This window comes from Pseudomonas kulmbachensis, from assembly GCF_963681935.1.
GTDB classification, from domain to species: Bacteria; Pseudomonadota; Gammaproteobacteria; order Pseudomonadales; family Pseudomonadaceae; genus Aquipseudomonas; species Aquipseudomonas kulmbachensis.
This window is the reverse complement of the sequence record NZ_OY817088.1, coordinates 5,243,015-5,256,112: the sequence shown is the minus strand read 5'-3', so window position 1 is coordinate 5,256,112 and position 13,098 is coordinate 5,243,015. Positions and strand designations below refer to the sequence as shown.

Genomic DNA, 13,098 nt, shown 5'->3' with positions numbered 1-13,098 from the left:
ATAACTACAAGATTGCTACATCCCCGGCGCCCGCCGCTTACAGACCGAGTCTTGCCCTTTGAACCTGCTGCAACATATTGCCCAGTCACGCCACCTGTTACGTAAATCGGAACTCAAGGTCGCCGATCACGTGCTGCTTGATCCTGCGGCTGTAATGCACAGTTCAATGGCGGACCTTGCCCATAGCGTTGGTATCAGTGAACCGACCATCGTACGTTTTTGCCGGGCGATAGGCTGTTCCGGTTTCCAGGACTTGAAGCTCAAGCTGGCGCAAAGCCTGGCAGCAGGTGCCAGTTTTGGTCAGTTCGCGATCCATGAAGATGATTCGGTTGCGGACTACAGCCTGAAAATTTTCGACACTACGCTGCACACCCTGATGGACGTGCGCGAGAAGCTTGACCCGGTCGCGCTGCAGCGTGCGGTGACGGCCATGTCGCAAGCGCAACGGGTCGAATTTTATGGTTTTGGCGCCTCGGGTGCAGTGGCGGCGGATGCGCAGCACAAATTTTTCCGCCTGTTGCTGACAGCCGCCGCGTACTCGGATCCACATATGCAAGCGATGTCGGCTGTGACCTTGAAGCCTACCGACGTGGCGATCTGCATCTCCCAGTCGGGCCGTTCCAAAGACTTGCTGATCACTGCCAATCTGGTGCGTGAAAGCGGTGCGACCCTGATTACTCTGTGTCCGAGCCAAACGCCGTTGGCGGAGCTGGCGACCGTCAATCTGGCGATCGATGTACACGAAGACACCGAAATCTACACCCCGCTGACCTCGCGTATCGCCCACCTGGTGGTGATTGACGTGTTGGCGATGGGCGTTGCCATGGCTCGTGGCCCGAGCCTGGTCAACCACCTCAAGAGCGTCAAGCGCAGCCTACGCAGCTTGCGTCTGTCGCCTAAATCGCTGAAAAACCACGACGACTGAGCTCCCACAAGCGATTTCAGGTTAGAGGCAATGCCTGTGGGAGCCGGGCTTGCCCGCGATAGCATCACCGTGGTCATTCAGAGATACCGAGTTGCCGGCATCGCGAGCAAGCCCGCTCCCACAGGGTATGTAGATACCTCCAGGGTTCATTCCCCTGTAATCCCTTCTTCACCAAGTCGTCATAAACAAAGGGCATCTTGAAACTCCCGTACACGCCTTGGGAGACTCGAAATGGCTCAGCCTTACGAAGAACGCAATAGCGCCGTCAAAACCCGCCGCCAGCAAGAAGACCAGCGCCGCATGGCCTTCCGTCGTGCGATTGAAGACCATACGAGCCAGCGCCAACTGCGCCTGGAAACCTCTGATTACCCGGATCTGGGCTCGATCAATTACTGGCAGGCTACGTCGGCAAGTGACCGTCGAAGCGCTCAACCAGCGCGCTGATTTGCAGGCGCTCAGTGCGTATAAACCCCAGAAATGCATGCGCCACCGGTGACAGGCGCTTGGCCTTGGCCTGTACCACGCACCAGCTGCGATACAGCGGCAACTCTTCGACCGGCAGCTCGCGCAGCAGGCCGGTCGCCAGCTCCAGGCTGACGGCGTGACGTGTTAACAACGCCACGCCCAACCCGGCCACTGCACATTCGCGCTGCGACTCGTTAGACGACACTTCCAGGGTTTGGCTGAAGTGCACGCGCTTTTCTTTGAAATACTCCTCACATGCCATGCGCGTGCCCGAACCTTGCTCGCGCATCAGCAACGTATACGGTTCAAGATCCTGCAAGTGCAGCGGGCCACGGTTGCACAGCGGATGGTCTGTCGGTGCGACGGCAACGATCGGATTATTCAGAAACGGCAGAAATTCCAGGCCCATGTCCTGCGGCACCATCGACATGATCACCAGGTCGTCGCGGTTATCTGACAATCGACGAACGGCTTGTGCCCGATTGACCACCGTAAGCTGCAAGTTGACTTCCGGGTGCTGGCGCTTGAAGGCCGCAAACAGATGCGGGACGAAATATTTCGCACTCGACTCAACTGCCAATTTCAACTGGCCTTGCAGCGACCCGAGCATGTCCGAGAGCTGCATATCGAGGTTTTCCAGGCGTCCGAAAATATCTCGACTGGCTAACTGAAGCGCTTCAGCGGCCTCGGTCATGTACAGCTTTTTGCCGACATAATCGAATAAAGGCTGCCCAATCAGCTCTTCTAGCTGTCGAATTTGTAGGCTAACGGCAGGCTGCGTGAGAGACATTTCCTCAGCAGCACGGCTGTAAGAGCGTAAATCGCACACTTCGTTGAACACTTGAAGTTGTCGAAAAGTTATACGCATCAATGACTTACGCATTTTTTATTAATTATCCAGGTCGGCAAGTGGATCAACTATAAGTCGTTACTTATGCACAACCCAAGAATTATTGATTTTTGTTTATCGCTGCGTGGGTCTAGTGTGACGACACAACGGTTCAGACACATTTGGACACGTGCCGACCTGGTCTAGCAGGTCGTTTGTTCCATAGGCTTTAGGGAAAATCCAAGTGATAAAAAAGATCCTGATCGCCAACCGCGGAGAAATTGCCGTCCGCATCGTGCGTGCCTGCGCCGAGATGGGTATTCGTTCTGTGGCGGTCTACTCCGAAGCGGATCGCCATGCGTTGCACGTCAAGCGCGCCGATGAAGCCCACAGCATTGGCGAAGACCCGCTGGCCGGTTACTTGAACCCGCGCAAGCTGGTGAACCTGGCTGTTGAAACCGGTTGTGATGCTCTGCATCCCGGTTACGGCTTTCTGTCAGAAAACGCCGAACTGGCTGATATCTGCGCCGAGCGTGGAATCAAGTTCATCGGTCCGTCCGCTGAAGTCATCCGCCGTATGGGCGACAAGACCGAAGCGCGTCGCAGCATGATCAAGGCCGGTGTGCCGGTCACGCCGGGTACTGAAGGCAACGTTGCCGATATCCATGAAGCGTTGCTCGAAGGTGAGCGCATTGGCTATCCGGTCATGCTCAAAGCCACCTCGGGTGGTGGCGGTCGCGGGATTCGTCGCTGCAACAGCCGTGAAGAACTGGAACAAGCCTTCCCTCGAGTAATCTCTGAAGCGACCAAAGCCTTTGGCTCGGCAGAAGTGTTCCTCGAAAAATGCATCGTTAACCCCAAGCACATCGAAGCGCAGATCCTCGGTGACAGCTTTGGTAACGTGGTGCACCTGTTTGAACGCGACTGCTCGATCCAGCGTCGCAACCAGAAGCTTATCGAAATCGCCCCAAGCCCTCAGTTGACCCCGGAACAGCGTGCCTATATCGGCGACCTGTCTGTGCGCGCAGCCAAGGCCGTGGGTTACGAGAACGCCGGTACTGTGGAGTTCCTGCTCGCCGAGGGCGAGGTGTACTTCATGGAGATGAACACCCGGGTGCAGGTGGAACACACCATCACCGAAGAAATCACCGGCATCGATATTGTTCGTGAACAAATTCGCATCGCCTCCGGCCTGCCACTGTCGATCAAGCAAGAAGACATTCAGCACCGTGGCTTTGCCCTGCAATTTCGGATCAACGCTGAAGACCCGAAAAACAACTTCCTGCCCAGCTTCGGCAAGATCACCCGTTACTACGCGCCCGGCGGTCCAGGCGTGCGTACCGACACGGCGATCTACACCGGCTACACCATCCCACCGTATTACGACTCCATGTGTCTGAAACTGGTGGTGTGGGCCCTGACCTGGGAAGAAGCGATGGACCGTGGTTTGCGCGCCCTCGACGACATGCGTCTGCAAGGGGTCAAAACCACCGCCGCGTATTACCAGGAAATCCTGCGTAACCCGGAATTCCGTAGCGGCCAGTTCAATACCAGCTTCGTAGAAAGCCATCCAGAACTGACCAACTACTCGATCAAGCGCAAACCCGAAGAGCTGGCCCTGGCCATCGCTGCTGCCATCGCCGCCCACGCAGGCCTGTGAGGAATATTTCAATGTCCAAGAAGATCTTTGTAACCGACACCATCCTGCGTGACGCCCACCAGTCGCTGCTGGCCACCCGCATGCGCACTGAAGACATGCTGCCGATCTGCGACAAGCTCGACAAAGTCGGCTACTGGTCGCTGGAAGTCTGGGGCGGCGCTACCTTTGACGCCTGCGTGCGCTTCCTTAAAGAAGACCCGTGGGAGCGTCTGCGCCAACTGCGTGCGGCCTTGCCTAACACTCGTCTGCAAATGCTGCTGCGCGGCCAGAACCTGCTGGGCTATCGCCATTACAGCGACGACGTGGTCAAAGCCTTCGTCGCCAAGGCGGCGGTTAACGGTATCGACGTGTTCCGCATCTTCGATGCCATGAACGATGTGCGTAACCTGCGCGTAGCCATCGAGGCGGTCAAAGCTGCCGGCAAGCACGCTCAGGGCACCATCGCCTACACCACCAGCCCGGTGCATACCACTGAAGCGTTTGTGGCTCAGGCCAAGCAAATGGAAGCCATGGGCTGCGACTCGGTGGCCATCAAGGACATGGCAGGCCTGCTGACCCCGTACGCCACTGGCGAACTGGTCAAGGCGCTGAAGGCGCAAATCAGCCTGCCGATCTTTATTCACTCGCATGACACCGCGGGCTTGGCTGCCATGTGCCAGCTCAAGGCGATCGAAAACGGCGCGGAGCATATCGATACCGCGATCTCCAGCTTCGCGTGGGGCACCAGCCACCCGGGCACCGAGTCGATGGTAGCGGCCCTTAAAGGCAGCGAGTACGACACCGGTCTTGACCTGTCGCTGCTGCAGGAAATTGGCATGTACTTCTACGCAGTGCGTAAGAAGTACCACCAGTTTGAAAGCGAATTCACCGCCGTCGACACCCGCGTTCAAGTCAACCAGGTGCCGGGCGGGATGATCTCCAACCTCGCCAATCAGCTCAAAGAGCAGGGCGCCCTGAACCGCATGAGTGAAGTGCTGGCCGAAATCCCGCGTGTACGTGAAGACCTCGGTTATCCGCCGCTGGTGACCCCGACCTCGCAAATTGTCGGCACCCAGGCGTTCTTCAACGTGTTGGCTGGCGAGCGCTACAAAACCATCACCAACGAAGTGAAGCTGTATCTGCAAGGCGGCTATGGCAAGGCGCCGGGCGTGGTCAACGAGCAACTGCGCCGTCAGGCTATCGGTAACGAAGAACTGATCGACGTACGCCCTGCAGACCTGCTCAAGCCAGAAATGGTCAAGCTGCGTGCTGAAATAGGTGCCTTGGCCAAGTCGGAAGAAGACGTACTGACCTTCGCCATGTTCCCGGACATCGGTCGTAAATTCCTTGAAGAGCGTGCAGCAGGCACCTTGAGCCCGGAAGTGTTGTTGCCGATTCCTGAAGCAGGCGGCGTTACCAAGGCTAGCGGTGAAGGCGTACCGACTGAGTTCGTGATCGACGTGCATGGTGAAAGCTATCGCGTTGACATCACCGGTGTAGGCGTCAAGGCAGAAGGCAAGCGTCACTTCTACCTGTCCATCGACGGCATGCCGGAAGAAGTGGTGTTCGAACCGCTCAACGAATTCGTCGGCGGCTCCGCCAGCAAGCGCAAGCAAGCCAGTGAGCCGGGCCACGTCAGCACTGCCATGCCGGGCAACATCGTTGATGTACTGGTTGCAGTTGGCGATGTAGTCAAGGCTGGGCAATCGGTGCTGATCACCGAAGCAATGAAAATGGAGACCGAAGTACAGGCCTCCATCGCAGGCAAAATTGTCACCATTCACGTAATCAAGGGCGACCGCGTTAACCCGGGCGAAATTCTGATCGAAATCGAAGCCTGATACCGCCTTTGATGTAAACGCTTTAAACCTCGGGGGAGCATGTGCTCCCCTTTTTTTTGCCTGCATTTTGATGCAGATACTGTGGTCTGCTTGGCGCTTAATATGCATTTAAATGCAGTTTGTCAGAGGGAATTATATTGCAGGTGAAAGCATGTGGGGCTTGAAATGACCCTGACCATTGATACGCGTCAGCTGATAATCGAAAGCATTGAGGCTGATCTGGCTCAAGGCAAGATCACGCTAGGTGGAGCCGTTAAGCGATTTAGGATAGATGTTACTCAGCTGCAGCAAACCCAATTCGCCCGCATGTGCAGAATATCGGTCCGTACCTTGATTCAAATCGAGCACGGCGAAGGTAATCCCACGCTTAAATCCCTGAATGCAGTTTTCAACCCCTTTGGTCTGCAAATGGGTGTGGTTCGCTTGCCGAGAAAATTTTGACCCCCTTCTGACACAAAAACGCCCAGCAGTCCTTGCTGGGCGTATTGATCAAATTTTATACAGCTGATGCTCTGCATTCTTCCAGGGTCTTTATTTGGCCGCTTTTGGGTTGGTTATCCAGTGCCAGCCATTTTTCAAAGCCTGCAGCTATAGCGGGCCATTCCGTACTAATAATACTGTACCACGTAGTATCACGATTTTTTCCTTTAACCACCATATGCTGGCGAAAAACGCCTTCGTATGTGTACCCTAATCGTACTGCAGTACGTTTGGATCTTGCATTGTCGTTGTTGCACTTCCACTCCAGGCGTCGGTTGCCCAGTGCGAAGGCTTCCTTGGCAAGCAGGTAGACCGCCTCGGTACTTTTCGGTGAACGCTGCATCGGGGCACCGAAGGTGACGTGGCCGATCTCGATACGGCCATGTTCCGGAACGATGCACATCAGGCTGATCAAGCCTTGTGCCGCACCGCTCGGCTGGTCGATAACGGTATAAAAGTGCGGATCGCGGCTGGCGGCATGGTTTTGCAACCAGGCATCAAATGCCGGACGCTCGTTGAAAGGTCCGTAAGGCAAGTAGTCCCAGAGCTTGGGGTCGCTGCCCGGCCCTTGTAAGGCTAACCATAGTTCATCGCCATGACGTGTCGGGTCGAGCTTTTCCAGACGAATGAAATGCCCTTCGAGGGTGCGGGTATCTGGTGTTTTGGCCGCCAGCCATTGATCTAGAGAGTCGGGCATTGCGCGTTCCTTATTTATGACAAGGTTTTGCGAAACTGAATAAAACCAGGGCGCTCGGCAATGCGCTCATACAACTGGATCGCCGTGGCGTTGGTTTCCTGAGTCATCCAATAGACTTTGGCACAGTCTTTATCACGAGCGACGGCATATACGTGTTCAATCAGTTGGCGGCCAACGCCCTTGCCGCGCACTTCGGGGCTGACAAACAGGTCTTGAAGGTAGCAGGCGTTTTTGATGCTCCAGTTGGTGCGGTGATAAACACACTGGACCATGCCCACGGCTTTATCGCCTTGCCAGGCAAGAGCCAGTGACGTTGGTTCCGCGGGATCAAGAAAGCGCGTCCAGCTGGACTGGGTGATTTCGTCGGACAGTTCGGTTTTGTAAAAGCGCAAATACGCTTGCCAAAGAGGTAGCCACTGCTCGCGATCGGCGGCGGTGGCGGGTTTGATCTGGATTTGAGTCATTTTCAGCTATTCCTTAACCATTAAATGAGCGAGTGCGTGGTCTTGCGGGTTACTGCTGGCCAAAAGTCCTTGGCGTACGCCTGTCTGGTCGGCGGCATCGCGGTTCTGGCTGAGTTTGCGTTTACCGTTCAAGCGGGTGATGGGCAGGCGAAAACCCACAATTGCCTTGAGCATGCTGTCGATATAGTCGCCAGGCGCGTCGCTGACCGCCCAAGGTTTTGGGCGATTGGCTTCGTGTTTGTTGCTCAGGCGGCTGACCAGCGCCAGCAGGCGCTCGGCATCATCGAAGACTTGCGCGTTGCCATAAGCGTGCACGGCGAGGTAGTTCCAGGTGGGCACCGCTTTGCCGTGTTCGGCCTTGCTGGGGTAGAAGGACGGGCTGATATAGGCCTGCTCACCCGCAAAAATCACCAACGCCTCGGCGCCTTCAGCCAGGTCGTTCCAATGCGGGTTAGCGCGGGCAAGGTGCCCGTATAGCGTGCCGTACGCGCCTTCGTCCGGGTTCAGGAGCAAGGGCACATGGCTGGCGATCAAGCCTTGGCTGCCATGGGTGACCAGTACGGGCAGGGCCGTGGCCTGCATCTGCTGATGCAGGATTTGAATGTCGTTTTCTGCGAAGGCACGGGGTACGTACATAGAAATTATCCTTGGCGAATGGCGACATCCTAGGCAGGCTATTGGTTTGTTGTAAGAGCCATTAATGGTAATTTTAATAGGTCCAATCCATGACGGATTCAGAGCTGTCCATCGCCTTCAACCCAGCCGGAATTGAGCTTGATCCGAAAAAAGGTCTAAGCCGCCAGCTGTATCAGGCATTGCGCCTGCGTGTGCTGGATGGTCGCTTGAGTGGGGGCGCGCGCTTGCCAGCCAGTCGTGACCTGGCCGCAGCTCTGGGTATTTCGCGTAATAGCGTGGTGCGGGCTTATGACCAGTTGTATGCCGAAGGTTTTATTGAGGGGAGAGTTGGGGATGGTACTTATGTCGCAAAATTGCCTGAAAAAGCCCTGCCGCTAAAAAAGTTGTCCACCAACTTATCCACAGGGTTTTCAACAGGCTTATCCCCAGGGTTATCCACAAAACAGGCAGAAATACCTGTAATTACATCCAGTAAAGTTATCCACAGCACTGCTCTGAGCAGGGTTGCAAAGCACGCACTTGACCTACCTCCAAGCGGAGTTCCCCGCGCTTTTCGAGTGGGGGTTCCGGCTTTTGACTTATTCCCTTTCGAGGTATGGAGCAAGCTGCAGGCGGCTTTTTGGCGTAAGCCGGACTTGCAGCAACTGTGTTACGGCGACCCGGCCGGAGATGAGCGCTTGCGTGGATTAATTGCTGCGTATTTGCGCACCTCGCGGGGTTTGTCGTGCACGGCTGAGCAAATTTTGATCACCAGTGGCGCGCAGCAGGGAATTAGCCTTTGTGCACAGCTGCTGGTAGAGCCGGGAGAGGGGGTGGCTGTGGAAAACCCCGGCTACCGTGCAGCCGCCTATGCGTTTGCGATTGCCGGAGCGCAGGTACAGGGTGTGGCGGTGGATCAGGACGGTATGGATTGCTCGGCATTGGCCCGCCTGAGCAACTGTCGGCTGGCCTATGTGACGCCTTCTCATCAGTATCCGAGCGGTGTCACCCTGAGCCTGGCCCGCCGCCTTGAGCTGCTCGCCTGGGCCGAGCGCACGCAAGGCTGGATTGTCGAAGACGACTACGATGGCGAATACCGCTACAGCGGTGCGCCACTAGCCCCACTGGCGGCATTGGACCGTAACGGGCGGGTGATTTATGTCGGCACCTTCGGCAAGGTGGCCTTTCCGGCGCTGCGTCTGGGTTATCTGGTATTACCCATAGGGCTGACCGAGCCATTTGCCCGCCGCCGTTCTCTGGATATGCGCCATTCGGAAGTCAGCACCCAGGCGGTGATGGCCGAGTTTATGGTAGCGGGGCATTTTCAGCGGCATATCCGCCGGATGCGTCGCGCAGCCCTGAGCCGTCGCGATGTATTACTGGCCAACTGGCCGCAGGGTTTGGCGGGGGTTGGGCCTGTACCGGGTATTGCCGCAGGGTTGCATGTGGCGGTGCCGGTGACGAGTTTGGCCCGCGAGCAGGAGTTGTTGGAGCAAGCCAAGTCGGTGGGCGTGGAGATTAACGGGTTAAGCAGTTATTGGTTGCAGGACTCGACCGAGCCTGTGGATAACCGTGCAGGCCTGGTGTTGGGTTTTGCGGCGGTGCCGCAAGCGGATATCAAGGCGGCATTGGAGCGTCTGGGCACAGTTTGGAAATAATCTTCATTTATGCGGGATCTGTGGGAGCGGGCTTGCTCGCGATGCGGGCACTGCGGTTTGTCAGGTAGACCACAGTTTTGCAATCGCGAGCAGGCCTGCTCCCACCGTGAATTACGCGCAGCTAATGCCTTCAAAGCCCTCCAGCACATTCACCGCATTCACGCCGATTTCTTCTACCGCATAACCACCTTCCATCACAAACAGCGTCGGTTTGCCCAGGCGAGCGATGCGCTCGCCCATGCGCAGGTAGTCCGGACTGTCGAGTTTGAACTGGGAAATTGGATCGTTCTTGAACGTATCCACACCCAGTGAAACCACGATGACGTCAGCGTCGTAACCTTCGATTTCAGCGCAAGCCAATTCCAGAGCTGCGCTCCAGCGGTCCCAGGCCGAGCCTGCGGCCAGTGGGTAGTTGAAGTTGAAACCTTCGCCCGGCCCTTCACCCAGCTCGTCTTCGTAGCCCAGAAAGAACGGAAACTCGGCTTCAGGGTGACCGTGGATCGAGGTGAACAATACGTCGCTGCGCTTATAGAAAATCGACTGTGTGCCATTGCCGTGGTGGTAGTCCACGTCGAGGATCGCCACCTTGCTGCGGCCTTGATCGAGGAACGCCTGCGCTGCAATGGCCGCATTGTTCAGGTAGCAGTAACCGCCCATCAAGTCACTGGCGGCATGATGGCCCGGCGGGCGGCAAAGTGCGAAAGCGCTGTGGGCGCCGTTTTGAATTTCGGCCTGGGCGGTCAGGGCTACTTGCGCTGCGCTGTAGGCCGCTTGCCAGGTGCCGGCGGTAATGGGCGCGCCGCCGTCGAAACTGTAGTAACCAAGCTGGCCGTGCAGGCTGGTGGGCAGAACGGCGCGCAGGGTGCGGGCTGGCCAGGTGTAGGGCAGCAAATCGCCGTCGCGGCCATGTTCGGTCCAGCGGTCCCAGGCGCCGTGGAAAAAGTCCAGATACGCCGCGCTGTGGACGCGCTCGATTGGCCCGCGGCCGAAGTCTTGCGGGGCGTGAACCGGGCCTAGTTCGCGGGTTTGAACGCGTTGCAGAATATGGTCGGCGCGTGAGGGCATTTCGAAACAGGGCATCAACTGCCCGTCCATTAGCTCACAGCGGCCATGATGCAGGTGATGATCGTCCGAGTAGATCGTCAGCATTTTCTTGTTCTCCCAAGGCTTGAGCGGTGGCCTACAGTTTTGCTGCGCTGGGTGTTTGAGAGAACGGCAGGAGCGGCCAAAAGGAGATAGTTATGGCCAATACAATTGACCGAAATTCGCCTCTTTTAAGCGCGGAACTGGCTGGGGGCGACCCCGCTCCAGCGTACAAAGGCATGACGAAAGCTCGCGGTTTCACTGAAGCCCAGGGTTTCGGCAATCCGGTAAATGGGCCATTCGGTTTCGTTGAGCAACAACTTGGCCCGCTCAAAACGCAGGTCATCGAGCAATGTCTGGTAGCTGCAACCTACATCGTGTAAATGGCGACGCAGGGTGCGCGGTGAACAGTTCATTTGTTCGGCCAGGCCCTCAAGCCCTGGGGCCGCGTGCAGTTGTGCGGCAAGTAGCTGGCGAATGCGTTCCAGCCAGGTTTGGCGCCCGGTGAATTCCAGATTCTGTTTGCGGCAACGCTCGGCCATCGCCTGATGGGTGACGGCATCGGCCAGTGGCAAGGGCTGGTCGAGCCAACTGGTCGCGAAGGCGAAAGCATTGCTGTCGGCCCCGAACAGGCGCGGGCAATCGAAGCTTTGCGCGTAGCTGGCGTGATAATCCGGTGCGCTATGGCCAAAACGTGCTCCCAATAGCGGCAGTGGCAGGCCAAGCAGGTCTTCGCAAATGACCTTGAGCGAGACCAGGCATAGCTCGGCATTGAACACCGCCAATTGCGGGCCTTCGCCGTAGCCATTGGCGCAGAACCACACTTGATCCCCTTCGACCTCAAGACTCAGTTCGAAAAGTGTTCCCAGCAACGCCGGGTAGCGCAAGGCCAGGCGCAATGCGTCACCTAAGGTGGCACTAGTGAGTAGGGCGTAACCGAGCATGCCGTAGGACGACACATGCATGCGCCGCCCCAGCTCCAGGCCGATCTCGGGACGCAAGGCCACGGCGTTGGCGCACACGCGCATTTCTTGATTGGTGGTGATGCGAGTGTCTGCACGGCTCAAGTCCGCCGCCCGTATGCCGCTGCCCGCCAACAGCGCTTCGCTGGGCAAGCCTTCGGCATTGAAGGTGCTGAGCACCAGCGAAACGGCGTTGAGCGTTGTGAGATGAGAGTGGAGCATGCTCACTTCCTGTGTGAAGGTTCAGGAAGTGAGCAAGTTATGTGCCGCAGAATATTCTGTGAACCTGTAGCCGCTGCCGCAGGCTGCGATAAGGTCCGCAGGACCTTCACTCAAGGTGGGCCTACTGCGCAGTCCATCGCAGCCTGCGGCAGCAGCTACAAGTCGGTCAGACCAACTCCCCGCACACGTCCAGTTCGATCAGGCGCCGTACCTCGGCCAGTGGCAAGTCTGCACCGAGCAAGGCATGCAGTTTGCCGAACACCGCTTCGCGGGTCATGCCGCCGCCCGACAGTACGCCAATCCCACGCAAGCGACTGCCTGCTTCGTACACATCCAGCTCCACACCGCCTTCATGGCATTGGGTAATGGCCACGACGACAATGCCGTTTTCCTGCGCCCGTTGCAGGCTGGCGAGAAAATCCGGGTTATCACTGGGGCCGGTCCCGCTGCCGAAGCATTCGAGCACCAGTGCTTCGATTCCGCTGTTGAGCAGGGCATCGAGTTGGGCGGCGCCAATCCCCGGCACCAGCGGCAATACACCGACGCTGGCTTGGTGTTTTGGATGGTTGTACGCCAGTTCACTCGGCAGTGAGGTGGCCTTGGCCGCGCCACCATTGCGCGTCAGCGTCACAAACGGGTTACGCCCAAAGCTGCGGACTTTGGCGCAATGTGTCGGTGCCATCAGCTTGCCGTGGAAGTACAGCTGAACGCCGTGAGGCTGACCTTGGCCAAGCGCCTGCAAGGCACCGCTGACGTTTTCCCAGGCATCACTGTCGGGCACGCCTGCCGGTAGCATGGAGCCGGTGAACAGCACTGGCGCCGGCAAGCCCAGCAATTGAAAGCACATTGCGGCCGCGCTGTAGGCCAGTGTGTCAGTGCCATGCAGGACCAGGACTGAATCGCAGCCATCCTGCTCGACAGCGTCGATGATCGCGCTGCGCAGGCGCAGCCAGTAGGCGGGCGTCATGTTGGCACTGTCGATCAGCGGGCTCATCTCGCGAAAGCACCATTGCGGCACTTGCAACTGCGGCTGGCTGGCGAGGTGTTCGCTCATGCGCGCTTCAAAACCCGATGCTGGCGCCAGGCCGCTGGCGCTGGCCTGCATACCGATGGTGCCGCCGGTGTAGAGCACCATGACGCGTTGGGCAGTGTGATGAGTGGCTGCGGTCATTGTTGAGTCCCCATAAGCAAAAACGCGGCGGTTCTGGTCAGAACCGC

The 13,098-nt window shown here is 57.5% G+C and carries 13 protein-coding genes; 6 read left to right on the top strand and 7 right to left on the bottom strand.

From position 1 onward, the window contains the following. Nucleotides 1–58: 58 nt before the first annotated feature. Entirely contained in the window at nucleotides 59–925 is an 867-nt protein-coding gene (gene hexR, locus U5A05_RS24000; RefSeq protein WP_048362251.1) for a transcriptional regulator HexR, read from the top strand. A 231-nt stretch (nucleotides 926–1,156) separates the two neighbouring features. After that, the gene (locus U5A05_RS23995; RefSeq protein ID WP_321835131.1) at nucleotides 1,157–1,369 is read left to right on the top strand and encodes a PA3496 family putative envelope integrity protein; all 213 of its coding nucleotides are present in this window, start codon (nucleotides 1,157–1,159) and stop codon (nucleotides 1,367–1,369) included. Here the strand turns inward: U5A05_RS23995 and U5A05_RS23990 are convergent. Further along, complete coding sequence (locus U5A05_RS23990; protein ID WP_315968132.1) at nucleotides 1,326–2,273, bottom strand: LysR family transcriptional regulator; 948 nt, start codon at nucleotides 2,271–2,273, stop codon at nucleotides 1,326–1,328. The genes U5A05_RS23995 and U5A05_RS23990 overlap by 44 nt on opposite strands. A 190-nt stretch (nucleotides 2,274–2,463) precedes the next feature. Between U5A05_RS23990 and U5A05_RS23985 the strand changes: the two genes are divergently transcribed. The 3 genes from U5A05_RS23985 to U5A05_RS23975 all read left to right on the top strand — a co-directional run bounded on the left by U5A05_RS23985 (nucleotide 2,464) and on the right by U5A05_RS23975 (nucleotide 6,140). Continuing rightward, nucleotides 2,464–3,879 carry an acetyl-CoA carboxylase biotin carboxylase subunit gene (locus U5A05_RS23985; protein WP_019826929.1) on the top strand — a complete coding sequence of 472 codons (1,416 nt, stop codon included), beginning with the start codon at nucleotides 2,464–2,466 and terminating at the stop codon, nucleotides 3,877–3,879. Nucleotides 3,880–3,890: 11 nt separating this feature from the next. Beyond that, a complete protein-coding gene (gene oadA, locus U5A05_RS23980; protein WP_321835130.1) occupies nucleotides 3,891–5,699 on the top strand; it encodes a sodium-extruding oxaloacetate decarboxylase subunit alpha in 1,809 nt (602 codons plus the stop codon). Nucleotides 5,700–5,864: 165 nt separating this feature from the next. Continuing rightward, nucleotides 5,865–6,140: a helix-turn-helix domain-containing protein gene (locus tag U5A05_RS23975; protein ID WP_321835129.1), complete on the top strand. Its 276-nt coding sequence runs from the start codon at nucleotides 5,865–5,867 to the stop codon at nucleotides 6,138–6,140. A gap of 55 nt (nucleotides 6,141–6,195) precedes the next feature. Here the strand turns inward: U5A05_RS23975 and U5A05_RS23970 are convergent, their stop codons facing one another. The 3 genes from U5A05_RS23970 to U5A05_RS23960 are packed head-to-tail and all read right to left on the bottom strand — an operon-like array spanning nucleotide 6,196 to nucleotide 7,976. Beyond that, nucleotides 6,196–6,876 (bottom strand): GNAT family N-acetyltransferase, encoded by a 681-nt coding sequence (locus tag U5A05_RS23970; RefSeq protein ID WP_321835127.1) that lies wholly within the window; start codon nucleotides 6,874–6,876, stop codon nucleotides 6,196–6,198. Between the two features lie 14 nt (nucleotides 6,877–6,890). Next, complete coding sequence (locus tag U5A05_RS23965) at nucleotides 6,891–7,340, bottom strand: GNAT family N-acetyltransferase (protein ID WP_261740290.1); 450 nt, start codon at nucleotides 7,338–7,340, stop codon at nucleotides 6,891–6,893. Nucleotides 7,341–7,346: 6 nt separating this feature from the next. Next, nucleotides 7,347–7,976 carry an FMN-binding negative transcriptional regulator gene (locus U5A05_RS23960; protein WP_261740289.1) on the bottom strand — a complete coding sequence of 210 codons (630 nt, stop codon included), beginning with the start codon at nucleotides 7,974–7,976 and terminating at the stop codon, nucleotides 7,347–7,349. A gap of 89 nt (nucleotides 7,977–8,065) precedes the next feature. Between U5A05_RS23960 and pdxR the strand changes: the two genes are divergently transcribed. Further along, the gene (pdxR, locus tag U5A05_RS23955; RefSeq protein WP_321835126.1) at nucleotides 8,066–9,613 is read left to right on the top strand and encodes a MocR-like pyridoxine biosynthesis transcription factor PdxR; all 1,548 of its coding nucleotides are present in this window, start codon (nucleotides 8,066–8,068) and stop codon (nucleotides 9,611–9,613) included. Nucleotides 9,614–9,724: 111 nt separating this feature from the next. On the opposite strand, the gene U5A05_RS23950 is transcribed toward pdxR, so the two are convergent. From U5A05_RS23950 to U5A05_RS23940, 3 genes are all read right to left on the bottom strand, one after another. Continuing rightward, entirely contained in the window at nucleotides 9,725–10,762 is a 1,038-nt protein-coding gene (locus tag U5A05_RS23950; protein ID WP_321835125.1) for a histone deacetylase family protein, read from the bottom strand. A gap of 125 nt (nucleotides 10,763–10,887) precedes the next feature. Next, the gene (locus tag U5A05_RS23945; protein WP_261740286.1) at nucleotides 10,888–11,880 is read right to left on the bottom strand and encodes an AraC family transcriptional regulator; all 993 of its coding nucleotides are present in this window, start codon (nucleotides 11,878–11,880) and stop codon (nucleotides 10,888–10,890) included. A gap of 166 nt (nucleotides 11,881–12,046) precedes the next feature. Further along, nucleotides 12,047–13,051, bottom strand: a complete 1,005-nt coding sequence (locus U5A05_RS23940; protein WP_321835124.1) for an asparaginase — start codon at nucleotides 13,049–13,051, stop codon at nucleotides 12,047–12,049. Nucleotides 13,052–13,098: the final 47 nt, after the last annotated feature.